This window comes from Geothrix sp., assembly GCF_049292215.1.
Taxonomy (GTDB): domain Bacteria; phylum Acidobacteriota; class Holophagae; order Holophagales; family Holophagaceae; genus Geothrix.
Genome location: NZ_JBATQW010000071.1, coordinates 1 through 25252 on the forward strand (window position 1 = coordinate 1; position 25252 = coordinate 25252).

The following is a 25252-nucleotide window of genomic DNA, read 5'->3' on the forward strand; positions in this document are numbered from 1 at the left end:
CGACCTCGGCGGGCGGGGCGCCTATGGCCGTGGCCGCGGACGCCTCCCGCGAAAAGGCCGCCGAGTTCCGCCGGGCGGATGCCCAGGACAACCTGGCGAAGAAGGCCGAGGCGCCGAAGCCTGCCGCCGCGGTGGTGGAGGTGGTGGCCTCGGTGGCTCCGGCTCCTGCCGCCAAGACATCCAAGCGGGACCAGCCGGCCCAGGGTGTTGCAGCCTATTCACCCGGAGCGGTTGGCGGGGTCGTGAGCGGCGTGGCGTCCACTCCCCCGCGGCGGGTGGAGTGGAAGGCAGCGGCGGAGTTCAAGCCCAGCTGGAGCCTCGACTCCAGGCCAAACGGCCTGACCCGGATCACGGTGAAGGGGCCCGCGGGGGCTTCCTCGGTGCTCTTGAAGCGCAACGCCGCCGGCGTGGAGTTGCTGGTCCTCCGGGTGCTCGACCCCGGCGGGGAGATGGCGACCTGGTCCGCCGAAACGCGGCTGGCGTCGGGCGATGCGCTGGACCTCTACCTGCTGAACGCCCGCGCGGCCGAGCCCACGAGGCTGCCGGAAAGCGGGCCCGTGGATGGCTTCAGGGCGCGCATCCACCCATCCTCGAAAAAAGATCCGGCGCCGTGAAAGGGTTCTGATTCCTGCGGCATTCCCTCCTGAACCGCGCCATGCCGGCGCGGCCCATCCGGGAGGAACCCATGTCGCTGCGCCGCTCCACCACCGCCCTGCTCACCTGCGCGGGGCTCGCCATGACCACCCAGGGCGACGCCCAGGCCCGCATCCGCCCCACGCCCGCCGGGATGGACCGCGGGCCGAAGGGCGAGAACCCTGACGCCACGCTGTCGCCCTACTTCTTCGTGAAGAGCGATGACGCCTCGCTGGATCAGCTGCCCCTGAAGGCCACCTCGGCCAAGGTGGCCATCGCGGGCGTCATCGCCGACGTGAAGGTGACCCAGGTCTACAAGAACACTGGCACGAAGCCCCTGGAGGCCATCTACGTGTTCCCGGGCTCCACGCGTTCCGCGGTCTACGGCATGACCATGACCATCGGCGAGCGGGTGCTGAAGGCGCAGATCAAGGAGCGAGGCCAGGCCCGGGCCGACTACGAGCAGGCCAAATCACAGGGCCGCAGCGCCTCGCTGCTGGAGCAGCACCGCCCCAACGTGTTCCAGATGAACGTGGCCAACATCATGCCGGGCGACGAGATCCGCGTGGAGCTGTCCTACACCGAGTTGCTGGTACCCACGGAGGGCACCTACGCCTTCGTGTATCCCACGGTGGTGGGCCCACGCTACGCAGGCCGGGTGGGCACGGAGTCCAGCACCGGCGAGCCCTGGGTGGCCAATCCCTACACCCATGCCGGCGAGAAGCCCGCCACCACCTTCGACCTGGAGGTGAAGCTGTCGGCGGGCCTGCCCATCCAGCACATGGCCTGCGCCACCCACAAGACCTCCATCGCCTACGACGGCAGGGCCGAGGCCACCCTGAAGCTGGATCCCAGCGAAGCCCAGGGCGGCAACCGCGACGTCATCGTGAAGTACCAGCTGGCGGGCGGCGCCGTGCAGTCGGGCCTCCTGCTGGATCAGGGCCGGGAGGAGAACACCTTCCTGCTCATGGCCCAGCCGCCCAAGCGCGTGACCCCCAAGGATCTGCCGCCCCGCGAGTTCGTCTTCATCATGGACATCTCGGGCAGCCAGATGGGCTTCCCCATCGAGGTGTCGAAGGTGCTCATGAAGGAGATGATCCAGGGCCTGCGGCCCCAGGATCTCTTCAACGTGATGGTGTTCGAGGGCAGCTCGGCCCTCTGGTCGCCCACCTCGCAGCATGCCTCGCCGGAAGCCACGGCCCAGGCCCTGGCCTTCGTGCGCTCGCAGACCGGCGGCGGTGGCACCGAGCTGGGCAGCGCCATGCGGAAGGCCCTGGGCCTACCCCGGGTGCCCGGCATCTCGCGTACCTTCGTGGTGTCCACGGACGGCTACATCAGCGCCGACGGCCAGGTCTTCGACATCATCCGGAAGAACCTGGGCTCGGCGAACCTCTTCACCTTCGGCATCGGCAGTTCCGTGAACCGCCACCTCATCGAGGGCATGGCCCACGCGGGGCAGGGCGAGGCCTTCGTCATCACCAAGCCCGAGCAGGCTGCCCTTGAAGCCGAGCACTTCCGGGCCTATGTCAGCTCGCCGGTGCTCACCAACCTCAAACTCACCACCAGCGGCTTCCAGATCCAGGACCTGGAGCCCATCCAGCTGCCGGACGTGCTGGCGGACCGACCCGTGATCTGCCTCGGCAAGTGGAATGGCGAGGCCAGGGGTACCGTCACCCTCTCGGGCATCAGCGGCGCCGGCCCCTGGAGCCAGACCTTCGAGGTGGGCCAGGTGAAGGGCCGCAGCCACGGCGCCCTGCGCCAGCTCTGGGCCCGCCAGCGCATCCAGATGCTCTCGGACTATGACCAGTTCGGCCAGGACGAGGCCCGAAAGGCCGAGGTCACGCGGCTCGGCCTCGCCTACCACCTGCTCACAGCCCACACCTCCTTCGTGGCGGTGGACACCCTCGTGCGCAACACCGGCGGGCACAGCACCACCGTCACCCAGCCCCTGCCCCTGCCCGAGGGCGTGTCCGACGCGGCCGTGGGCTACGCGCGCGGTGGGATGGTCGGCGGCGTGGCCGCCAGCCCCTTGGCCTATGCGCCCGCTCCCATGGCGAAGCGCGCCGCGGGTTCCACCGTCGTGGAGGTGGTGGCCCAGGATCGGGTTGCCCGACAGGAGAAGGCGAAGGAGGCCTCTGTTCTCCGCATCCGATCCTTCTCCGGCATCACCGGCACCTCGGATCCCGCCGCCCTGTGCCGCGAGGTGGAGGCCCGCCTGCTGGAGCCCGCGCTGGCCGCAACGCTGGCGGGGATGCCTACGGGCAGCACCCTCGAGCTGAAGGTGGATGGCTCCGGCCAGGTCGTGTCGGTCCGGTTCAGCCAGTCCTTCCCGGGTGCCGCGAAGGCAAAGGCTCTGATCGTCCTCTGGCGCCTGCGGAGCTGGACCGGCGGCCTGGCCGGCAGCCTGGAGGTCACCCTGGGCTGAGCTTCCATCCGCCACGGCTTCACCACGCGCCTTTCCTCCGGGGAAGGCGCGCTGGCGTCCAGGCGGGATGGGCGTACCTTCGTAACCATGCGATTGCATCCAGGAGTGGCCTTGATGCTGAGCCTCGGGGGCTTTGAAACACCTTCGCCGGTTACGCCGGAAGATGCCGCATACGCGACCGCCCGAGCCCGCATGCTGCGCGAGCAGATCGTGGCCCGGGGCATCACGAACCTCCGGGTGTTGAAAGCCATGGGCCGCGTGCCCCGCCACGAGTTCGTGCCCGCCGAACTGCGATCCCGGGCCTACGAGGATGGACCCCTGCCCATCGGCCACGGCCAGACCATCTCCCAGCCGTACATCGTGGCCTTCATGACCGAGGCGCTCGATCCAAAACCAACGGACCGCGTGCTGGAGGTCGGCACGGGCTCCGGCTACCAGGCGGCGGTGCTCGCCGGGCTGGTGGCCGAGGTGTGGAGCATCGAGCTTGTCGAGCCCCTGGCCCGGCGCGCCGAGACCGCCCTCCAGCGGCTGGGCTTCACCCACGTGAAGGTCCGCTGCGGCGACGGCCACCTCGGCTGGCCCGAGGCGGCGCCCTTCGATGCGATCATCGTGACCTGCGCCCCGGAGGAGGTGCCCCGGGCCTTGGTGGACCAGCTGAAGCCCGGTGGCCGGATGATCATCCCCGTGGGCTCCCAGTGGGGGAACCAGGAGCTGGTGCTCCTGCGGAAGACGCCCGCGGGCCTGGAGAAGCGGGCCGTGCTGCCGGTGAGGTTCGTACCGATGCTGAGAGGGACGTGACCTGGATCAGGCCTCCGGCTGATGCAGTCGTCCGGGGGCGATGAGTGAAATCATTCCGCCCCAAGGGGCGCCGGCCTCATCACGCCTCCGGTGGCCACCCGGTGTCGGATCTTCTTCCAGGTGACAATGGCCACGAGGGAGGAGCAGGCCAGGAAGTTGCCCAGCAGCACCGCGGACATCTTCGGGTCGTGCAGCACCAGGCGGCTGTAGAAGTGCCCGGTGAGGTGCGCCAAGGCGAAATAGCTCCAGGTGACTCGCGAGATGGCGCCGGCGCCATGGGGGCACTTCAGGGCGGCCATGATCTGGGGCAGGTACGCAAACAGACGGAAAGTGTTGGTGATCACGAACAGCCAACTCACCAGGTCCACGGTGCTGGGCATGGTCATCTCCCCTGGGACGCAGGCCGTTCGGGCCCCGTGGCGCGTTCGGTGAACGGAGGATCGGCTCGTCAGTCTCTGGAATGCTCAGCAGAGAATGGATCCTGGGTGAGTGTGGTTCCGGAATCGATCCGGGAGAAGGAGGTCCGCGTCCGATCTGCGAGTCCCGTGCAGAAGGCCAGGAGGGTCTTCCACGAGGGCAGGGCTGGCGCGGCGGGCAGGGAGGAAGGAGTGCTGACCGAGACGGGCATGATGGACCTCCACCCAGGGTCGCAAGGGTACCGGACCTCGGCACCACGGACCGCTGATGGGCCAAGATTGCGACTGGCCTGGACCCACGGGCAGAGCATGAACATGCGTTTTTTTCTGGTTCGTGATCAATGTCCGGGCTTCTTCAGGAGATGAGGCCCTGGCGCAGGGCCTTGCTCACCGCTTCGGACTTGGAGTGCACATGCAGCTTCTCGTAGATGCTGCGGATGTAGTTGCGTACGGTGTTCTCGCTGACCCCCAGCAGGTCCGCGGCTTCGCCATAGCCATGCCCTTCCGCCAGGAGCGCCAGGAGCTGGAGTTCCCTCGGGGTGAGTTGCCGCTCTTGAGGTTCAGGTCGAGGGGTCTTGCGGAACAGCACCACCACCTTCCGGGCGATCTCCGGTGACATGGGCGAGCCGCCATCCCGGGCCTCCTGGATCGATTCCAGCAGCCGCGCCGGCGGCGTCTTCTTCAGGAGGTAGCCCGCGGCACCGTTGCAGATCGACTCGAACACGCTTTCCTGTTCTCCGTAGACGGAGAGCATCAGGACCTCGATGGTGGGCCATTGGTCCTTGATGATCCGGACGCCTTCGCGACCTGACATGCCGGGCAGGTTGATGTCCATGAGCAGGACATCCGGCCGGTCGCGAGCCAGGGCAGGCAAGGCCTCTTCCACCGACTCGTAGGCACCGGTGCAGACGAATCCAGGACTGCCGTGGATCAGCAGGCGCAACCCTTCCCGAGTGGAGGTGTCGTCCTCGACCAGGGCCACCTTGATCGCCGTGCGTTCATTCATCCTGGGCCTGGGGGTGGTGAGGTTCTATGGTAGGGGACGGAGGAACTTGGGGGGATGGCATGATCATGCTCCCCCCCGGAAGGGCAGGTCGAGGTGGATGGTGGTGCCCTCGGGGCCCGACGTGATGCCCAGGCGGCCACCGATGTCCTTGGCCCTGACCTGCATGTTGATCAGGCCCCGTCCCCGCCGGGAGCCCGTGGATTCCGATCCGGGCGGCTCGGGTGGCAGTCCGGAGCCATCGTCGCGGATCTGGGCACTCAGCAGACCATGCCCCAGAGACACCTGCAGGTTCACGGAGCGGCACCCGGAGTGCTTCAGGGCATTGTTGATGGCCTCTTTCAGGATGAGGTACATGCCCCGGCGCTGCTCGGGCGAGAGCTTCACCTTGGCCGGGTCCGTTGGCAGGGACATCGTCCAGCGGATGTCCTTGGCCTGGAGGGTGGCAGACGCGAATTGGCCGATGCGCGCCAGGAGGTGCTGGAGGTCGTCCCGCTTCGGATTGATGGACCAGACGATATCTGCCATGGAATCCACTAGGTCGCGCGAGGACTCGGCGATCTCCGAGAGGAAACGGGCCGTCTCCGACTGGTCTCCGGGCGTGCGTCGCTTCACCACTTCGCTGAGGATGGCGATGCGGGAGAGGCTGGCGCCAATGTCGTCGTGGAGATCGGCGGCGATGCGCGTGCGGATGCGCTCCATCTCCAGCAACTGATGGATCCTTGCACGGTAGCCCAGCCAGGCCAGGGCACCCAGGCCCCCAGTCACCAGAACGACGAACCAGCCCCGCATCCAGACGGGCGGGAGGATGGCGAAGCGGAGTTCTGCGGGAAGGTTGCTGGCCTGCCCCTCGGCCCCCACGGCCCGGACCTGGAAGCGGTAGTGGCCCGGAGCCAGGTTGGCCAGGTCGACGTGTCGCAGGCTGCTCGCCAGCGTCCAGTCATCCGACACGCCCACCAGCCGGTACTGGTAGGAGAGGGCCCAGCCCGCCAGACCATCGGGGCTGGTGAAGTCCACCTGGACGCGATTCTGGTGATGGGGAAGGGCCGGAAGTTCCCACTCGGTGACACCGGATTCGGGGAGCGTCCTGGGTATTCCGGCGATCCGGAGCCCCGTCAGGTAGACGGGGGGAGGTGGGTCGGGATTGGGTGGCAGTGGCAGGTACCTGGATAGCCCGCCGCTGAGACCAAACCAGAGCGCCCCTTCGCGATCCCGGTAGGCCACTCTGGGGATTCCGGTCGCCAGTCCCTGGGCCTCGGACAGGTGCAAGACGCGCTCATGCTGGAGGTCCACGCGATCGATGCCGGCACCAGAACCTACGTAGATCCGGCCCCAGCGGTCTTCCACTGTGGTCCAGATCGAGTTGCTGGCCAGTCCCTGCTCGGTGGTGAGGCTCCGGAAGCTGGGCCGGTCGGCCTCAGGGTTCTCGATGATGCCTGCGCCTCCGAGCGAACTGGCCAACCAGAGGCGCCCCATCGAATCTCTCATCATCGATCGGATCCACCCCTGCGGGAGCCCCTGGGCATGGCTGAAGACATCGAACTGCCCGTTCCTGAAGCGCACCACGCCCGCGCCATTGAAGGCGACCCAGACGTGGCCCGCCCGGTCCTCCACAAAGGCGGTGGGCAGGGAATCGAACAGGCGGGGCAGGCCGTCCTTGTCCCTGAAACCCTCGACCCGATCCTGCGACCTCCGCCAGCGTCCCAGGCCATTCGTGATGGGCGATGCGACCGAAAACCAGATATCACCCCGGCTGTCCTCGAACAGGGCGAAGGCCTCGTCCACGCCTGTGGCCTCCGAGAGCTTGTAGATCCGGGGCTGTTTCCGGGTGGCCAGGCCCTCCGCGCCTGTTACCTGTTCAAAACGGGCAAGCCCGTGCGTCGAGGCGAGCCACCAGGCGCCAAGATGGTCCTGCAGCAGAGCCTGGTTCCAACTCCAGCCGGGAGTATGGGGACCGACGGGGAGGCGGGTGGGGACGAACCCCCGGGCCTTCTGGCTGTCCAGCCAATAGGTCGCGCCTCGAGCCCGCCCCGCAACCAGGGTGCCCTGCTGGTCTTCAAAAAGGGCATCCACCCGGGAATCCGAGAGCCCTTCGTTCTGCGTGAAGGTGGTCAGCCCATCGTGGCTCCAGCGCTGGACGCCGCTGTCGTTGCCCAGCCACAGGTCGCCGTTCGCGTTCTCCTGGAGGACGAAGACGGGTGCCTTGATGCCCTGGGCTGGTCCAAGATTCCGGATGACGCCGTGATCGAAAACCGTCAAGCCCACTGCCGTTCCCGCGAGGATGGTCCCCGACCCCGAGCAGAGCAGCACTTGGACGTCAGGACTGTCCATGCCGTTGGTTTTGGAAAACCGCTGCAACCCTTCCGGTCGCTGGGCGCCCGAGGGCATCCGGAACTTGGCGATGCCTTTGGAGGTGGCCACCCAGAGCGTTCCGTCCTTCTCGCAGGTGAGGGCGCGGACTTGGCGGGTGGGCAGACCTTCCGCCTCCGTGAGTCGGGTCACGCGGCCGTCCAGGTCCAAGCCGTAGAGCCCGCTCCCGGTTCCGACCCAGAGGCCACCACCCTCCTTCTCGGCGAGTGCGGTCACGACTGGATCGTCGTAGAGCTTGTGGGGAAGGCCCAGGTCCACGGGTTGGAGTGTCGTTCCGGCGGGGTCCAACCGGAACAGACCGCCGGTCGTCCCGCACCAGAGCACGCCCCTCTTGTCCTCCAGGAGATGCGTGGGTGCCAGGGAGCCGGGCGGCGAGGGAAGGACCTTGATCCGGGGTCGATCGGCCTGCCCATGTGGGGCAGTGGGATCGAGTCGACACAGGCCTTTGCCTGTCGCAAACCAGAAGCAGCCATCCCGAGTCTGGATCAGGTCGTGGATGACCTGGGACGGCAGCCCTGCCTCGATGCCAAAGCGGACGAAGGCGTATCCGTCAAAGCGGGCGGTGCCCTCGGCGCTGCAGAACCAGAGGAACCCGTGCGAGTCCCGGACGATGCGCCCGATGCCGCCTCCCGGGAGACCGTCTGATGCCAGAAAGGTCTTGATGGGAAGCCGCTGCCCGCTTAGTGCGGAGGGCGCCAGCAGGGCGAGGGCTGCCATGAAGGTCGGGAGAATCCTCACTCGGCCGCCTACCGTTGGCCTGGTGGCAAGGAGATCTGGATGCACGAACGATCCAGGCGCATGGCATTCCATTCAGCAAGGGAAGAATCCCGATGGTAACCGCGGGTCCAGCACGTTCCTCCTGGTTCCTTCGAAGCTGGGGTCCTCCTGTCCCTCCCCTGATCACGTCATGGCTTGCGCACCAGGGGCTGGCTGGGTGTGGTGTTCATGCCGCTGGAGCTCCGGGCCACCACGCGGAGGCTGAAGGCCCCCTCGGGCAGGGTGAAGCCCGTCTCCGTGGCGGGTAGGATCCCGCTGATGCAGACGAAGTCATCCTCCTCGCCGGAGAAGGAGCGCCACACCGTGTAGTCCGCGGCGTCCTGGGCGGCCTTCCAGGTGAGGCGATTCCCGGCCAGGGCCAGCTGGGTGGGGGCGTCTGGCACCGGCTCACCGGGTACCAGCACCTCCAGCCAGCCCACGGGATCGCTGAGGTTCCCCGTGGCGTCGATGGACCGCAGGGTGTAGCGCTGCAGGCCCGCGGGGGCCTTCACGTCCACCCAGCCCCCCGTGGTGACCGCCGAGGCGGTGACCCGCTCGGCCGGTCCCGCGCTGCCGGTGGCCTTGGGCAGGCCGTCCACCAGCGTGTAGGTCATCTGCTGCCGGTCCACGAACACGCCGGCCAGATCCCGGGCCGCCGGTTGGGACCAGCTGAGGGTGGCATCCAGCGTGGCACCGGCGCCCTCCTTCAGCTTGATCGCCCCAGCCACGGGGCTCGGCGGAGGCAGGATGTCCGGCAGCCGCACCTCGATGGGGGCGCTGAGGGGCCCCTCCACGCGGCGACCGAACTCCTTGGTGACGCACTGGATTCGGAAGTAGAAGGTGGCGCCGCCATACTGGGCCGCCTCCGCCGGGAAGGTCACCAGGTAACGCTCGGTGGTGACCGGGGCCTCGTTCACCTGAGTGAAGGCGCCAGGGCCACTCTTCACTTCCAGGGTGGTCCGGTGGTCCTTGCGGACCGTGGAAAGCTGCAGGCCTTCGCCATGCATGGCCACGACGCCCTTGACCGCCAGCGTGTGCAGGGCGGGATTGGACACCAGCATGCCGGCTGGCAGGGCCGCGGCGGTCGTTACCGGACTCACCCCGCCGGGCTTGGGAGCAGGTGCCGCCGGTGCGGTCATGGGGTGCAGGGCGCTGGCGCCGACGCCGGGCTTGAGCACATCCAGGCCCTTGATGCCGGCCTGGAAGGAGACAGAGGGACGGGGCAGGGAGATGACGTCGATCTTCTGGGGCGCCTGCTGGATGACATATTCCAGCGCCATGCCTTGGAGGGGCTTGGCCCACTCCAGGAGAACCTGGATCTCCTTCGGGGTGGCCGGGGGCAGCAGCATGACGTTGAGGCTACGGGCGACCGAGGTGAACACGGGCTTCACGACCGCCGTGATCTTGAGGGCGCTGGCATCCACCTTCGGTGCAGCGGTCACGTCCTTGGCCAGGGCCACCTTCGAGGCCGGCGTCAGACCAACCTGCGGTCGGACCTTGGGGGCCAGGGTGGTCTTGGGGGCGTGGAACTGAGCCGCCTTGGCCTCGGAGGCCTGGGGCACCTGGATGGCGCCCCGGGCCGCCTTGAGGCTGCCGGAGGCCAGCACCTGGGTGGAGGGACGGAAGAATCGGCGCACGGGCAGGGTGGGGTGGGCCTCCTTGGTGACCTGGCCGGTGAACTGCGAGACGGCCAGGCGGCCGGGCAGGCTGCTGTCGCTCACCTCGATGAGTCCTTCGGCGGAGCGCGCGCTCACGTTGCCCAGCTTGTCCACGGAGCAGATGGCATAGCGGTAGGCCACACCTGCTTCCAGGGTGGTGTCGGTCCACTCCGGAGTGGAGGTATCGGCCACCTTGTTGAATGTGCCACTGCCCGTGGCCCGGTGCACCTCGTACCCCTTGAGGTCGGGATCCGGCGAGGCCTGCCACACGAGGTTGGCGGGCGGCACAGTGCCATCGGAGTTGGAGCGCAGCACGGCGGATTCCCCCAGCCGCTGCAGGGCGGACACGGGCATGGTGGCCGCGGTGCGGGAGAGCTTCATGCGCTTGGTCTCCCCCACGGAGAGGTTGCCGGCATTCGCCGAGGCAGTGCCTGCAGGTGAGGTGGCCAGGGGGGAGGCGGTGCTGGCCTGCGGCGCCGCCAGCAGGAAGGGCGTCATGGGGGCTGCCGCGACGGGACGCCGGGCGGCCAGGCTCTGGTCCAGGGCCATCAGGCGGGAGTCCTTGAGACGGGCATTCTGCGCCACGCGGAGGTCCGTGCGGGCCAGGGCCTCCGTCTTCAGCATGGGGCGCCCGGGAACCTGCGGGGGCTCCAGATCCTTGGGGATGCCCGGCACGGAGGGGGCGGTGTCCAGGGACTGCTCCTGGCCGCCGAGGTCCACGGCCGTGACCTTGTAGACGTAGGTCTTCTCGTCCTGGAGGGGATTGCCCTCGGTGCGTCGGCTGTCGGTGTAGAGCGACTTGGGGGCCTGGCGGCCCCCGGGCCGCAGGCGGCCCGCCGCGACGGAGTCCTTCACGGCCTTCGAGGTCGCGGCGCTCAGGGCGGGCAGGCCACCGGGCTTGTCCAGGCCCTCGATGGCCTGGCGGTGGGCGTCCTGGATCTTCTGCGGTGTGCGGGCCACCTCGGGCAGCGGCTTGAGCATGCGCTCCATGGAGCTCTGGATGCCCAGGGAGCGTCGCAGGGTCTGCTCCGGATCCTCAAGCTCCAGTTCCACCTTCTTCACCGGGTCGGCATTGAGGCGCCGCCAGGGGCCACTGGGGCTATCGGCGCGGTAGACGTTGTAGCCGGTCACGGCGTCGGAGGGCGTCTCATCCCAGTTCAGCAGCACCTCGCCATTGCCGCTGGTGGCGGAGAGGTTGATGGGCTGGGGGACAGGTGTGGGCTCCAGGGTGTTGAACACCTTGGGGGAGACCACCTCCACCGTGCCGCCCTCGGCCAGGTTCACGGTGATCTTGTAGCGGAACTGGCCCTTGCCGGGGTCGTCGGTGTATGTGAGGCCGAGCACCTCGGCCAGGCCCGAGTCCATGTCCGCGCGGACATGCATGAGCTGCAGGTCGGTGCGGTTCAGCTTGCCCGTGGCCCGCAGCTCCCGGAACTTCTGGAGGGACTTGTCGATGGAGAGGTCCTTGGCGCGCTCGGGGAGGGTTCCCCTGGGGGCGCCGACGGCGGCCCGGGGCACGTCCAGGGATCGCAGTTTCGTCACGGGGTCATGCTGCACGTTGCCGAAGGGGTAGGCCAGGATGCGCTCGCGCTCCTCTATGGGCATGGCGTTCAGGCGCTTCTCGGCGGCCTTGCCCTGGAGGAAGCCCAGGGGCTTGGAGCCGGTGAGGTCCTTCCAGGCCGTCTCGCCGACCTTCTGCCGGAAGACGCGGACGCCTTCTGTGGGCATCTCGCCCTGGTCGTTGGCCCAGCGGAGCACCACGGTGCGGTCCTTGCGGACCAGTCCCGTGAGGTGGAAGGTGCCCTGGGTCTTGCCCCCGGGCAGCAGGTTCGCCTTCAGGGCCAGCCGGGGCTGGAGCAGGGACCGCGTGCCCGTACCGGGGCCTGCCATGGTGGCGGCAGACGATGCGGAGGTGGTGGTGACGGTCTTTGCCTGCGGCACCAGGGGCTGGGCCGTGGTGGCCAGCAGCAGGAAGGAGAGGGTGGTCAGAGTGGGATTTGCCATGGCGGGCTCCCTCACAGGTCCAGGTGGGCGGAGACGGAGCCGCTGAAGGCGCCTCCCAGCACGCTGTAGTGGATGGACACGGAGCCGGACAGGGTCGGGCTCCCGGGCATCTGGAAGGCCATGTTCGTGGCGATGCTGCCGCTGAAGATCGTGATTCTGTAGGTGTGCCAGAAGGTCTCGAACTTCATGCCGAAGGAGGCACCGCCGTCCGCCGCGATGGTGCCCAGCAGGTGCGGGTTCTTGTCGGCGTCGATCTCGATGATGAGATCCCCCCGGACATTCAGCCAGGCGTTGCCCCAGATGATGCCGAAGTCGCCCTCCTTGCTGTAGCTGAGGGCGACCCCGGCGCCGAAGGCAGCCCCGCCGTTGGCGAAGTCGGCGGTCATGTAGCCTGACCCGTCGTAGGCGTTCAGGATCCGGGCGGTGATGGGGGTCTCCCGTGTCCCGATGTGCACGAACTGCTTGTCCGGTGCGAAGTGCAGCTGGATCTCGCCCTGGGGCTTGAGCATGCCGCCGAAGAGGTTCAGGTTCGCGGTGAGCGTGGCATCGAAGGTGTCGGGCTTCCGAGTGAAGCGGATGTCCGCGGTCACCACGTTGTCCTCCGGTTCCTTGTCCCGCCCACAGTAGAGCCAGCCCTTGCCCTGGAGGATCGTGGTCAGGTTCTGACTGACGTAGAGATCCAGGCCGCCATGGAACGTGGACTTGTCGCTGGTGCCGGCGTCCACGCCCGCGATGACCGCCATGCCGAGGGAATTGTCGGGGTTGCCCTTGATCTCGGTGGTGTTGCGGATCTCGTCCGGCATGAAGTTCTGGGCGAGGCCGCCAACCAGGCCGTAGACCTCGAGATTGGGGGCGACGGGAATGCCCGCGTCCGGCATCTCCAGGTGGCCCAGTGCGTAGAAGTACGGGAAGGAGGAAGAGCCCTTGTAGCTTCGGCCGAAGCGCAGACCCGCCTTCAAGTCAAAGGAGCTGTCGCCCATGGCCACCTTCAGGTCGCCGTTGCCCAGGAAGTAGGCATCGCTCACCACGTCGTTGGCGCTCTTCACCTGGAAGCCCAGGCTCGCATCGAAGGAGCCCATGCTGGCCACGCTCTGGGCCACATGGTAGGGATGCTCCAGCTCCACGGTGCCCTTGCTCTCGTCGCTCGGCTCGGTGGTAAAGAGCAGGCGGTTGTAGAAGGAGGGCAGGATGGGGTTGATCTCCATGTCGCCGCCCAGGCCCACGTAGAAGCGACCGTCGCCCAGCACGCCGTAGCCGGTTTCTCCGAGCCCAAGGGGGAAGCCCCAGATGTTCAGATGCGGCCGATCAGCCAGGTTGGACCAGCGGGAGCCCTTGAAGTCGAGGCTGAGGGGATCATGGCTGCCATCGATGCCGGCGCCGCTGGCCTCCAGCACAAGGTGGTCGAAGTCCACCGAGGGGATGGGCGCCCCGGCGATGGCGAAGTCGAAGCGGCCGGTGAAGTCCAGGTTGGTGGCGTTCAGGCGGGCGGAGTCGAGCACCATGTCGATGCCCACCAGCCGCGTCTTGACGGCCATGGGGCCGCCAGGAGTCTGGGTGTTGATCTCGATCTGGGTGGCCCCGGCCTGGGTCATGTGGAAGGTGAGGGGGGCCTTGAAGTTCACCAGCAGCGGCTGGGCGGTCATCTCCAGCTGGGCCTTCACCACGGGGCCATCGATCAGGGACCCCTCCATGAAGTGCAGGTCGAAGGGCTCCATGCGGATGGGGGCGATGTGCAGGTTCACCAGGTCGGGAAGATTGACGTTCACCGAGCCGCTGAAGGTGCCGTTCCCTTCGAAGCGACCGTTCTGGCCTGGCACCAGCACGGGCTGACGCTCCCACGCCGCGGTGTAGTGGAAGAGCTCGGCTGGCAGATACAGCATGTAGTTGGGCGTGAGGACGCCCATCCAGCCTGCGGGCAAATCAGCGGGCGAGTGGGACGGTGAGAAATCGCAGATCGTGCCGCTGTATGCCCCAGAAACCTTGAAGGAGCCCACGGGCACGAGCCCGGGGATGGAACCGCCGGTCACGTACAGACCATCCACCAGTGAGGCGGGCATCTTGCCGAATTGGGTGATCGAGGAGAAGCCCGGACCCCAGGCCACATTCCCGGAGAGGGTGGTGCCCGTATGGCTCTGCAGGCCCTTCGCCACCTGGAGGGAACCTTGGTCAATGGTGAGACGGTAGCTGGTGAGGCCCGAGGGGTGGAGGGTGGCGGCGGGCAGGGGGAAGGTGCCGCTGAAGCCCTCCCAGCCGAGGTCGAGCTGGACGAACTGGGCGCTGGGGGAGGTCTTCCTCAGGGCGATGGCCCGGGTCCGTGCCGGAGGCGGCGGGGCGGGCGCGGGCGACCGGCCGCGGATGGAGCCGGTGATGGACCCGGTCAGATAGGGCTTGTCAGTGGCCCCCACCTGGCAGAACACGTTGAGGGGGAACTGCAGGCGCACGGGCCCGCTGAGCAGGGGCGTGCCCCGCTCGAAGGTGAAGGCCAGCTGCTGCACTTGCCAGGTCTGGCCTTTGTGGAGCAGGGAGATGTTCGTGGCGAGCGTCGGGGCGATGGGACCGGAGCCGGACAGGATGGTGCTGTCGAAGGCCACCGGGCCGCCTTCGAACTTGGGCTCCTCCCCCGTGGCGCCGTTGCGCACCGGCGGCTCGATGACCACCTCCAGCTGACCCTTCAGCTGCACGCCGGCCGGTGCGAAGACCGCCTCGCCGGCGATGAGGGTGGCGGTGAAGGGGCCTTCCGCCAGGGGGATGTCGCCGGGGCTGAGGGTTCCCGCCAGGCCCTGCTGGGTGAGGGTGAGGGGGGCCACGTTCAGCTTCAGGCCCGCCAGGGTCGCGGTGCCCTCCACGCGGCTGCCCTTGTCGGACAGCACGACCTTCGACAGGTGGTAGGTCCACCCCTGGTGCTCGTTGGTGACTTCCTTCAGGGCCTCGTCCAGGGTGCCTTCGGCCACGGCGCCCTTCAGCACCAGGTTCTTGAACTCCAGCTTCCGGGGCCCCACGGGCATGGGCAGCTCGAAGTAGGCGCTGCCGCTGAACTTCTCGGGGGTGGCATCGCCATCGGGTTCGACCCGGATGGCCTTGAACCCACCCAGGGTGAAGCTCTCCACCTGCATCTTCGGCTTGAGGAGCTTGTCCACCAGCTGGGTGGCCACGGGCTTGAGGGCCTGGATCACCTGCGGTGGAACCTGGGGCGTGGCTGGCGCGGCCGCGAGCAGAGCGATGAGGAGGGTGCAGGCACGGTGAGAAGGAGCCACGGGGACCTCGCAGGGGATCAGGCGTGATGGAGATGGACCCGTGATGATAAGAGAAAAGGTCCCGCCGATCAGAAGTCCACGCTGGAAGATTCCGTTAATTTTTTATCAGGTCCCCCTGGTGTCATGAACGGGGGACCCATGGCGCGGCCACCTGCGAAGCCTTGGTATGACTGCTCCCAGATGGCGGCACCGCCTCACGTTCTCCCCTGATTGGCCCGGTCTCTCCGCGGCATCTGGGTGCATCGGAGCGGTGTTCCTGGTCGGATTGAAGTGAGACGGAGGTGAGGGGCGCCCCGCCGGAGGCAGGATCGCCTGGGGGTTGCTGCTGTGGCGGGGGGTGTCGTTGCGAAGAGAAGGCGATTCCCACACCCCATGAAGGAGCGCGCCGCCAGCACCTAGGCGGGCGGGTCGGGATGCTGGTCCTCATACCTGCGGTCCACGGAGATCTCGACGGCGATGGCCGCCGCCTGTCGGGCGCCCACGCCCTCGGTGCGCCGCTCGTATTCCTCCTCCTCGAGGTCATCCCGGGCGCGCAGGGCCGTGTCGGCCACGAGCTCCTGCTCGCCGGGCAGATCCACCCGCAGCTCCTCGATGAGCATCATGATCGTCGCCGCGACGGGCAGCGCGAGGAGGGCCCCGAGGATCCCCATCAGGGTGCCGCCCACCATGAGGGAGAAGAAGACCACGGACGAGGGCAGGCGCAGGGCCTTGCCGTAGATGTTCGGAATGAGGACCCGGCTCTCGAACTCTTCGTAGGCCAGCATCGCCAGCAGGACGATCACGGCCGTCGTGGGGCCGTGGCCGAGGGCGGCGATGACGGCCGGGACGATGGAGAGGATGGCGCCGATGTAGGGCAGGACATCCGCGACGGCGGCGAATACGGCCAGCGCCATGGCGTTCTCCACGCCGCAGGCCGTCAGCAGGATGAAGGTGAAGGCGCCGATCAGCAGGCAGGTGACCAGCTGCCCGCGGATGTAGGCCCCGATGATGGTCTCGAGGTTCAGCATGATGCGCGAGAGGCGGATGTGGTGGCTGCGGGGGACGAGCGCATAGAGACCGCCCCGCAGCCGATCGCGGTCGATCATCATGTAGAGCGCCAGGAAGATGGCACTCAGGCCGTAGGCGGCGATCTCGAACAGGCGCAGGGAGTAGGCGAAGGCCGTGGCCCCCATGGTGTTGCCGGGGGCGCCGTAGCGCAGGTTGCGCAGCCAGTCGGCGAAGGGCGCGCTCAGGTGGTAGTGCGACAGGCGGTCGGCCAGGCCGGCCCGGATCACCGGTTCCCGCTCGAACAGGGCTGCTGCCTGCGCGACCACCGAAGGGACCGTCAGGGTGAGGATCAGGACCGCGCCGAGGAAGACGCCCGAGAAGAGGATGGCGATCCCCAGCCCCCGCCGCACCTTGCGGGCTTCCAGCCAGGCCACCGCGGGGTTGAGCGTCTCCATGACCAGCAGGGCCACGATGAAGACGAGGATGACCGGCCAGAGCCGGATCACCAGCCAGGTCGCAATGAGGATGAGGGCCAGCCGGAAGAGCGTGGCCGCCGACACGCCGAACTGGACCGTGCGCGGCTCGGGGGCGGTCCGGCGCCGATCGTGGCCCGGCGGGGCAGTCGGGAGGGCTTCGGGCTGGCTCACGGCGTGGCCACTTCCATCCAGATCTCATTGCGCCGCAGGAACCAGGGGACGAAGGGGGAGTCGAACCGGGCGAAGACGGGGCCACCGGTGGTGGGAACGCCATCCTTCTTCAGGGCCGCGACGAACGCTTTGCGGTGCTTTTGATATAGGCCCTCGGACCAGCCGCCGGAATACCGGTGCACGGCCATCCGGCGCGGCGGGATCTCGCGCAGCTGGACGCGGGCATCATCGGGTTTCGGCAGCGTGGCCAGGGTGAAGCTGGCCGGCATGGCGAACTGGATCATGAAGCCCCAGGGCGACTGCTCCTGACACACGGGCGCGGTCATGGCGATCGTCTCTGACGGCGCATGCTGGGACTCGAAGGACGGCCCAGCCACCTTGGTCCTGGATTGGTTGTCGCCCGAGATGTATCTGGCCAGGAGCTTGAACCCTCTGGTCCCGGCTTCATCGAAGCCGGCTTCCACCCTGGACTCGGCCACGAGCAGGGGACCGTATTTCCTGATGTCGTATTCATCGGTTGCGGTCTCGAGGGTGAAGGGCGGCTCCATGACGGCCATGGTGGCTCCTGGGACAGGGACCCGGGGAGGCGGCGACGGGTGTGTCTCCGCCGCTTGTCCACGGGGCTGTGAGTGGGAAGGCAGATTCCATTCCGAATGGCGAAGTCGGCCTAATCGCTGCAAGGCAAGCCACCTGCCAAGGCTTTGGGCGCCAGGCGACCGGCCGGCACCCCCCTGGTTCCATCAAAATGGAGCAGCGGACCGCTCAATCCGAGCGAGGGCTCCCCATCAGGGTGATCCTGGCCCGGGCGGGGGACCCGGCTGGATCCTTCGAATTGAGGGCTGCCCGCCATCAACTTGATGGCATCGAGACTCGAGCCGAGTGCTCGCTCAATTTCTATAACCTACAAACAAAGCCGCTTGGCCGCTGGCTCGAAACGTGCCCCTTTCGACCGCAGGGAGCTCGCCCACCGGGGCCGTGGCGCCCCGGGAGGCGCCCAGCGCCGCTCAAGGCCTTCGCCGCCTGCGCTGCAGGGGGGGGAAGAATCCGCAACACCCACCAAGGAGAGCCCCATGAATGGCAAGGTCATCGTCCCAGTCTTCTCCCTGCTCCTGCTGGCAGGTTGCGTGGTGGCACCCGCCCCCGGCGGGGGTCTGCAGGTCATCCCGATCCTGCCCACGCTCGTCGAGGTCGATTACGACAACCACTATGAGCACGGCGGCTACCACTACTTCTATACCGATGATCGCTGGTACTACTCGTCGTCACGGAGTGGCCGGCGGAGCGAGCTGCCCCGGTCGCACTGGCCGAAGGAGACCCGCCGCCGCGATCACGACCGTTCCCGGTAGAGGCGCGGATTCTGGTTGCCCCCTGAGGGGCAACCCTGCTCGAGGTCGCGCATGTTGAGAACCCGATGGTCCAGGAGCGCACGGGCCGTGGCCCGTTCGCACCGCTTGTCCCACCAGGAGGGCTTCATGAAACCCAATACGCTTTTGGCAGTCCTGCTGATCACCGTCGGCATCGCCGCCCTCATCTACCAGGGCGTGACGTACACGACCCGGGAGAAGGTGGTCGATGTCGGCACCATCCATGTGATGGCCGACAAGACCCGGTCCATCCCGCTGCCGCCCGTGTTCGGGATCCTCGCCATCGTCGGGGGCGTGGTGCTCCTGACGATCGGGAACCGCAGCCGGTGAGGCAGAATGGATGCCCCTGGCCCGGGATCCGGCGCACCGCGAGGCCGTCCGGCCACCCACGCCGGCTCCATGAAACGAAGCTCCACCTGAAAGGCGGGACCCCATGCTCGGAACCATCCTGATCGTCCTCGTGATCCTGATGCTGGTCGGCGCCATGCCGCGCTGGCCCCACAGCCGGGACTGGGGCTACTACCCCAGCGGCGGACTGGGACTGGTGCTGCTCGTGCTGGTCATCCTCCTGCTGCTGGGTCGGATCTAGATCCTGGGTCGTCGCGGGAGTCACCATGGGCAGCATTCGGAGGCTCGGAGCCTGGCTCGCCATCCCCCTGGTGAGCCTGGCCGCGCCCCTCCAGGCCGCCCGGCCGGCGCGGCCCTGGAATGCGCTGGAAGCCCGCAAGGCCTCCATCGGGAAGATCGAGATCGAGATCATCGATGTGTTCGATGTCGCCAAGCCCGAGGAAAACACCTGGCTGGGTCGGATGGCCAACCACCTCCACATCTCGACGCGGGAGGCGGTCATCCGGAGGGTGCTTCTCTTCGCCGAGGGCGAGCCGGTGCGGGAGCGCCGCATCTATGAGACGGAACGCCTGCTCCGGGCCCTGCCGTTCCTGAAGGATGCGCGCATCACCCCGGTGGTCGAACCCGACGGCACCGTGGTGGCCCATGTCATGGTCAAGGACGCCTGGACCACCCAGGTGAACGTCTCCTTCTCCAGCGTCGGTGGCCAGAAGTCCATGGGCCTGGGCATCGACGAGAAGAACTTCCTGGGGGCGGGCAAAAGCGTCGCCTACGACCTCTCCAAGGACCACGAGCGCAGCACCTGGGGGTTGGCCTACGGCGATCCTCAGCTCTTCGGCAGCCGCTGGACCCTGGCCGCGCATACCCAATACCTCACCGATGGGTTCAGCCGGAGCCTCCAGCTGGAACGCCCCTTCTTCGCCCTGGACACCCCCTGGTCCACGGGGCTCGCCCTGTCCCACAGCCATACCAGCCTCTACCTCTACGACGAGGGAAAGCAGGTCTTCCAGGCCCCCTTCATCCAGAACGAGGTGCGGGTCTTCGGGGCCAAGCTCCTGTCCACCTCGGCGGACCGGGTCTGGCGGGGTGGGTTGGCGCTGCGGCGCCAGGACACCAGCTACGGCCTCATCACCACGACCGGTGTGCCCGGCCTGCTGCCGCCGCCACTCCTCCAGGATCGGCGCCTGCGTGGTCCGGCGCTGACCCTCTCCACCCAGGAGGATGCCTTCGACACTTTCGTGGACCTGCAGGGCATGGACACGCCCGAGGACTACAACCTGGCCTGGACGGGCGACCTGGAGGTGGGCGCCTACACCCGCGCCTGGGGCTCCTCCATGGCGGCCCCCTTCTTCCGGGTGCAGGTGGCCAAGGGCTGGTCCGAAGCTAGCGAGGACCTCACGCTCTTCATGGCTTCCTGGGATGGCCGCAGGCCCGCCACCGGGCTGGAGAACACCCACCTGGCCCTGTCCCTGGTGCAGTACCACAAGCTGACCACCCACCAGATCCTCGCGGGCATGGTGACCGTGGATCGGGCCCAGCGCCCAGATCCCGAGACCTGGTACTACGTAGGGGGCGACCAGGGCCTGAGGGGCTTCCCCAACCAGCTCCACCCCGGCGATGCCCGGTGGACGGCCTCCTTCAACTACCGGCTGCTGACGGACCAGCGCTGGTGGGGGCTCGTGCGGCTGGGCTACAGCGTCTTCGTGGACATGGGGTCCGTCCGGCGCCTGGATGGCCTGGGCTGGACGCGGACTTACTCGGACGTGGGCGTGGGGCTTCGCCTCGGCAACCTCAAGAGCTCCATGGGCCGGGTCATCCTCCTGAGCGTCGCCATGCCCCTGAACCGCGAGCCCTACCAGGCCCGCTACCAGTTCACCATCGGCAACGCCATGAAGTTCTGAGGGCCTCCCGGAGGGGGGTTGGTGATGCGAGGCGTGCCGCGCCACGGGCTCAGATTGATTCACCTGGCTTTCATTTCGATGGAAGGAAACAGGATGCGGCTGCGGCGCAATCGGCCCAAGGCTTGGCCCCAAGGAGGATGCGCGATGGAACGAATCCTGCTCAATGGCTCCATGGCATCCCGCCCTGCGTGGGTCGCCTTCCCCTCGACCCCCCCCCTGCCATTCAGCGGCAGGCCCCCGCAGGAGGGACTTGAAGGGTCATGACGAGCAAGTTCCAACAGCTCCGCCTCGCGTTCAGCGAGGTCACGGGTTCTTGCCCACCCGCTGGAGACGCATTCATCCGAAATCGTCGACCCTGACGGTTTTCCGGTCCGGATGAGCGTATAACCAGCTGAGGTGGTTCCTGCACCCACGGCCTCGCGATCCGCAAGTCCCTTCGCGGTATTCCAGAGGTCGGCCGTGTCCAACAGCATCAGTACCACCCCCCCTCGTTCCACTGCGGCCATCGCCGCGAGTCGGCGCGCACGGCGCATGGCCTCCTTCCCCCAGGCGTCGCCAGGCTACGCGGGGAGGGCGTGATGGTCCTGAAGCCGACCAGCCGAAGCCTCGCCACAGCCATCGGAGCCCTCCTTCTGGTCGCGCTGGTCGTGGCGCCCTCCTTCTGGGTCTTTGCCCAGATGCGAGAGGCTGCCCGGGTACGACAGCAGACCTTCCATCTCATCTTCCAGGCTACGTCCCTCCAGGCCGACCTCAGTGAGGCCGAAACCGGCGCACGCGGCTTCGCCCTCACCGGCGAGGATGCCTTCCTCGAGCCGTATTTGGCCGTCCGAGGTCAGCTCCGCAGCCAGCTGGTGGAACTGCGACAGCTGACGATGCTCGGGCCCTCCCAGGTGCAGCTGGATGCCTTGGCCCCCCTGCTCGAGAACCGCATCGAGGAACTGGCCCGGGTCATCGATGCGCGCCGGTCGCAGGGTGCCCTGGTCGCCGCCGCAGTCGTGAGCAGCGGCAAGGGGAAGCGGATCATGGATGCCATTCGCGCCGGGCTCGAGGCCTTCATGCGGCTGGAGGAGGAGCAGCTGAGCCAAAACGAGACGGTCTTCCAGGCGCGGATGGACCGGATGTCCACCGTCATGGTGGTCCTTGGCGTGCTGGCCTTCCTGGTGGCCATGGTCTATATCTATTCGAGCCGACGCCGGCAACAGGATCGGCTGAGGGCCCTGGTCCACCTCGAGACACGGGACCTGCTCGGCACCCAGGAACGCCTGAACGGGCAGCTCCAGCAGACCAACCTCGCCCTGCTGGAGAACCAGGAGAAGCTCGCCGTGACGCTCAACTCCATCGGCGATGCCGTCATCGCGACGGATGCCAAGGCCAGGGTGCGCCTCATGAATCCCGTGGCCGAGCAGCTCACGGGCTTCACCCTGGCCCAGGCCGAGGGCCTTCCCGTCGATGAGATTTTCCGGATCATCAACCAGGAAACGCGCCGCACGGCAATCACCCCCGTCGGGGAGACCCTGCTGCAGGGCACCATCCAGGGCCTGGCCAACCACACACTGCTGATTGCCCAGGACGGCACCGAGCGCGCCATCGCCGACAGCTGCGCCCCGATCCGGGGGCGTGACGGCGGGGTTATCGGAGCCGTGCTCGTCTTCCACGATGTCACCGAGGAATATGCCGTCCAGAAGGCAATGCGTGACAGCTCCGTACTGGTCCGGACCATCCTGGACACCGTCGTGGATGGCATCATCACCCTGCGCGCCCAGGACGGGCTGGTGGAAACCATCAACCCCGCGGCCCAGCGGATGTTCGGCTACCCGGCCGCCGAGGTCATCGGGCGGCCCTTCTCCCTGCTGATTCCGGCACTGGGGGAAGAGCAGCTCTACGGCTCCATCGAGCCCTTCCGGTCCAGCGACAAGGACAAGGCCCATGACCATGGCCGGGAAATCGTAGGCCGGACCAAGGAAGGCCTGGCCTTCACCCTGGAGCTGGCCGTCAGCGACATGGACCTGGGCGGCGAGCGCCACTTCACCTGTCTCCTGCGCGACATCACCCTCCGCAAGCAGACCGAGGAGGCCCTGATCAAGTCCAACGCCCTGCAGACGGCCATCTTCGACAGCGCCAACTTCTCGAGTATCGCCACCGACGCCAAGGGGGTCATCCAGATCTTCAACGTGGGCGCCGAGCGCATGCTGGGCTATCCCGCCGACGAGGTGCTGAACAAGATCACCCCGGCCGACTTCTCGGATCCCGACGAGGTGGTGGCCCGGTCCCTGGCCCTGAGCGAGGAGCTGGGAACCCGCATCGCCCCGGGTTTCGAGGCGCTGGCCTTCAAGGCTTCGCGGGGCATCGAGGACATCTACGAGCTGACCCTCATCCACAAGAACGGGGTCCGCTTCCCGGCGGTGATCTCGGTGACCGCCCTGCGCGACGGGAAGGGAGCCGTCATCGGCTACCTGCTGATCGGCACCGACAACTCGGCCCGCAAGCAGGTCGAAGCTGACCGGGAGCTCCTGGACCAGGCCCTGAAGGACAAGAACGCCGAGCTGGAGACCGCCATCCTCGTGGCCGACAAGGCCAACCTCGCCAAGTCGGAGTTCCTGTCCAGCATGAGCCATGAGCTGCGCTCCCCGCTCAACGCGATCCTGGGCTTCGCGCAGCTGATGGATTCCTCGACCCCTCCTGCAACCCCGTCCCAGAAGGCGAGCATCGACCGGATCCTCCATGCCGGCTGGTACCTGCTGGAGCTGATCAACGAGATCCTGGATCTCGCCGTGATCGAATCCGGGAGGCTGTCCCTGTCCGCAGAGCCGGTGTCCCTGGGCGATGTGCTGACCGACTGCAAGTCCATGATCGAGCCCCAGGCCCAGAAGCGCGCCGTCACCCTGACTTTCCCCACCTTCGCCGTCCCCCTGTTCGTGCAGGCGGACCGGGTCCGGCTGAAGCAGGTCCTCATCAACCTGCTTTCCAACGCCATCAAGTACAACCGCGCGGGCGGTTCAGTGGTGGTGGAATGCGGCCCGGGCGCCCCGGGTCGCATCCGCATGAGCGTCCAGGACACGGGGCTCGGGCTGTCCCCCGAGCAGCAGCGACAGCTCTTCCAGCCCTTCAACCGGCTTGGCCAGGAACACAGCGGCGAGGAAGGCACGGGGATCGGGCTGGTCATGAGCAAGCTCCTGGTGGAGCTGATGGGCGGCGAGATCGGCGTGGAGAGCCAGGCCGGTGTCGGCAGCACCTTCTGGTACGACCTGGATTCCTCCAGCGCACCCAGCCTCGAAGGGCCCGCCTTCGGCGCCATGAGCATCTCCCGGCCACCCGTGGCGAGCGATGCCCCGAAGCTGACCCTGCTCTATGTCGAGGACAACCCAGCCAATCTGGACCTGGTCCAGCAGATCATCGCCCGTCGGCCGCACCTGCACCTGCTGAGTGCCGTCACTGCCCTGGAGGGCATCCGCTTGGCGAAGCGGCAACAACCCGCGGTCATCCTCATGGACATCAACCTGCCCGGCATGAACGGCATCGAGGCCCTGAAGATTCTCGGGGAAGACCCGGAGACCGCCCACATCCCCGTGATCGCCATCAGCGCCAACGCCATGGTGGGGGACATCTCCAAGGGCCTGACCGCCGGCTTCCTGCGCTACCTCACCAAGCCGATCATTGTCCACGAGCTGCTGGACGCCATCGACTACGCCATCGACCTGGGGAAGACCATCTCACCCAAGGCCAAGTAAGGAGCTGCGGTCCACATGATCACTGCAAGGGACATCCTCCAGGGCAGGATCCTGATCGTCGATGATCAGGAGGCCAACGTGCTCCTGCTCGAGCAGATGCTGCGCGAGGCCCACTACACCTCCATCAGCACGACCATGGACCCCAGCCAGGTCTGCGAGCTCCACCTCACCAACCACTACGACCTGATTCTGCTGGACCTGCAGATGCCGGGCATGGACGGCTTCCAGGTCATGGAGAACCTCAAGGAGATTGAAACGGGGGGCTACCTCCCCGTCCTCGTGGTCACCGCCCAACCGAGTCACAAGCTGCGGGCGCTGCAGGCCGGGGCCAAGGATTTCGTCAGCAAGCCCTTCGACCTGCCCGAGGTGCTGCTCCGGGTCCACAACATGCTCGAAGTCCGCCTTCTCCATCAGGAGACCAAGAAGCTCTACGAGCGCATCCTGGCCGAACAGAAGGTGTCCGAGCGGCTCCTGCTCAACGTGCTGCCGGGCGCCCTGGCTGAGCGGCTGCAGGCGCGGCCCGACGCGAAGGCCGGCACCTTCACGGAGCTCGTGACCGAAAGCTACGCGGAAGTATCGGTGCTGTTCGCCGACATCCTGGCCTTCACCAAGTTCACGGAGGGGGCCAGCGCCGAAGTCCTGATTGGCGTCCTGGACGAGATCTCCCACCGGTTCGTGGAGGGCATTCACCATCCCTCCATGGACCGGACCCGGACCATCGGCAATGCCTACCTGGCTGCCATCGGCCTGACCGACGAGATGGCCGAGCGCACCATCCAGGCCTCCCGCAAGGCCCTGGACATCATCGAGGCGGTGGACCGCTTCAACGAGCACAGCCGCTACAAGCTGAATCTGCGCATCGGCATGGATGTCGGCGCCGAGGTCTCCAGCATCGTCCACCAGCGGAAGGTCGTCTGCGACCTGTAGCCGGGCCAGGGGCGCCGGATCAAGCGAGAGGAT

At 67.4% G+C, this 25252-nt stretch carries 15 protein-coding genes and 2 pseudogenes; 10 read left to right on the plus strand and 7 right to left on the minus strand.

Annotation, left to right across the window (positions count from 1 at the left end):
• From WAS25_RS12260 to WAS25_RS12270, 3 genes and pseudogenes are all read left to right on the plus strand, one after another.
• Positions 1 to 614: pseudogene (locus WAS25_RS12260) on the plus strand (hypothetical protein); the annotation flags it as partial.
• Between the two features lie 71 nt (positions 615 to 685).
• Complete coding sequence (locus WAS25_RS12265; protein ID WP_422312487.1) at positions 686 to 3058, plus strand: VIT and vWA domain-containing protein; 2373 nt, start codon at positions 686 to 688, stop codon at positions 3056 to 3058.
• Between the two features lie 114 nt (positions 3059 to 3172).
• Positions 3173 to 3856: a protein-L-isoaspartate(D-aspartate) O-methyltransferase gene (locus WAS25_RS12270; protein WP_422312832.1), complete on the plus strand. Its 684-nt coding sequence runs from the start codon at positions 3173 to 3175 to the stop codon at positions 3854 to 3856.
• A 50-nt stretch (positions 3857 to 3906) separates the two neighbouring features.
• Here the strand turns inward: WAS25_RS12270 and WAS25_RS12275 are convergent, their stop codons facing one another.
• From WAS25_RS12275 to WAS25_RS12305, 7 genes are all read right to left on the minus strand, one after another.
• Positions 3907 to 4236: a hypothetical protein gene (locus WAS25_RS12275; protein ID WP_422312489.1), complete on the minus strand. Its 330-nt coding sequence runs from the start codon at positions 4234 to 4236 to the stop codon at positions 3907 to 3909.
• A gap of 391 nt (positions 4237 to 4627) precedes the next feature.
• Complete coding sequence (locus WAS25_RS12280; RefSeq protein WP_422312491.1) at positions 4628 to 5278, minus strand: response regulator; 651 nt, start codon at positions 5276 to 5278, stop codon at positions 4628 to 4630.
• Between the two features lie 63 nt (positions 5279 to 5341).
• Positions 5342 to 8362, minus strand: coding sequence for a two-component regulator propeller domain-containing protein (locus WAS25_RS12285; protein WP_422312493.1), 3021 nt, complete (start codon positions 8360 to 8362; stop codon positions 5342 to 5344).
• Positions 8363 to 8550: 188 nt separating this feature from the next.
• Complete coding sequence (locus WAS25_RS12290; protein ID WP_422312495.1) at positions 8551 to 12063, minus strand: hypothetical protein; 3513 nt, start codon at positions 12061 to 12063, stop codon at positions 8551 to 8553.
• Positions 12064 to 12074: 11 nt separating this feature from the next.
• A complete protein-coding gene (locus WAS25_RS12295) occupies positions 12075 to 15317 on the minus strand; it encodes a hypothetical protein (protein WP_422312497.1) in 3243 nt (1080 codons plus the stop codon).
• Positions 15318 to 15712: 395 nt separating this feature from the next.
• Positions 15713 to 16951, minus strand: a complete 1239-nt coding sequence (locus WAS25_RS12300) for an AI-2E family transporter (RefSeq protein WP_422312499.1) — start codon at positions 16949 to 16951, stop codon at positions 15713 to 15715.
• Positions 16948 to 17508 carry an SOUL family heme-binding protein gene (locus WAS25_RS12305; protein ID WP_422312501.1) on the minus strand — a complete coding sequence of 187 codons (561 nt, stop codon included), beginning with the start codon at positions 17506 to 17508 and terminating at the stop codon, positions 16948 to 16950. Before WAS25_RS12305 ends, WAS25_RS12300 begins: the two co-directional genes overlap by 4 nt.
• A 513-nt stretch (positions 17509 to 18021) precedes the next feature.
• Here WAS25_RS12305 and WAS25_RS12310 point away from each other — a divergent pair.
• From WAS25_RS12310 to WAS25_RS12340, 7 genes and pseudogenes are all read left to right on the plus strand, one after another.
• On the plus strand, positions 18022 to 18297 hold the full coding sequence (locus tag WAS25_RS12310; RefSeq protein WP_422312503.1) for a hypothetical protein: 276 nt from the start codon (positions 18022 to 18024) through the stop codon (positions 18295 to 18297).
• A gap of 126 nt (positions 18298 to 18423) precedes the next feature.
• Positions 18424 to 18645 carry a DUF3185 domain-containing protein gene (locus tag WAS25_RS12315; RefSeq protein ID WP_422312505.1) on the plus strand — a complete coding sequence of 74 codons (222 nt, stop codon included), beginning with the start codon at positions 18424 to 18426 and terminating at the stop codon, positions 18643 to 18645.
• 103 nt (positions 18646 to 18748) lie between these two features.
• Positions 18749 to 18904, plus strand: a complete 156-nt coding sequence (locus WAS25_RS12320; RefSeq protein WP_422312507.1) for a DUF3309 domain-containing protein — start codon at positions 18749 to 18751, stop codon at positions 18902 to 18904.
• Positions 18905 to 18929: 25 nt separating this feature from the next.
• Positions 18930 to 20564 carry a BamA/TamA family outer membrane protein gene (locus WAS25_RS12325; protein WP_422312509.1) on the plus strand — a complete coding sequence of 545 codons (1635 nt, stop codon included), beginning with the start codon at positions 18930 to 18932 and terminating at the stop codon, positions 20562 to 20564.
• A 677-nt stretch (positions 20565 to 21241) separates the two neighbouring features.
• Positions 21242 to 22237 (plus strand): annotated as a pseudogene (locus WAS25_RS12330) (CHASE3 domain-containing protein); the annotation flags it as partial.
• A gap of 15 nt (positions 22238 to 22252) precedes the next feature.
• Entirely contained in the window at positions 22253 to 24292 is a 2040-nt protein-coding gene (locus WAS25_RS12335; RefSeq protein WP_422312834.1) for a PAS domain S-box protein, read from the plus strand.
• Positions 24293 to 24307: 15 nt separating this feature from the next.
• The gene (locus WAS25_RS12340) at positions 24308 to 25219 is read left to right on the plus strand and encodes a response regulator (RefSeq protein WP_422312511.1); all 912 of its coding nucleotides are present in this window, start codon (positions 24308 to 24310) and stop codon (positions 25217 to 25219) included.
• The last annotated feature ends 33 nt before the right edge of the window (positions 25220 to 25252 follow it).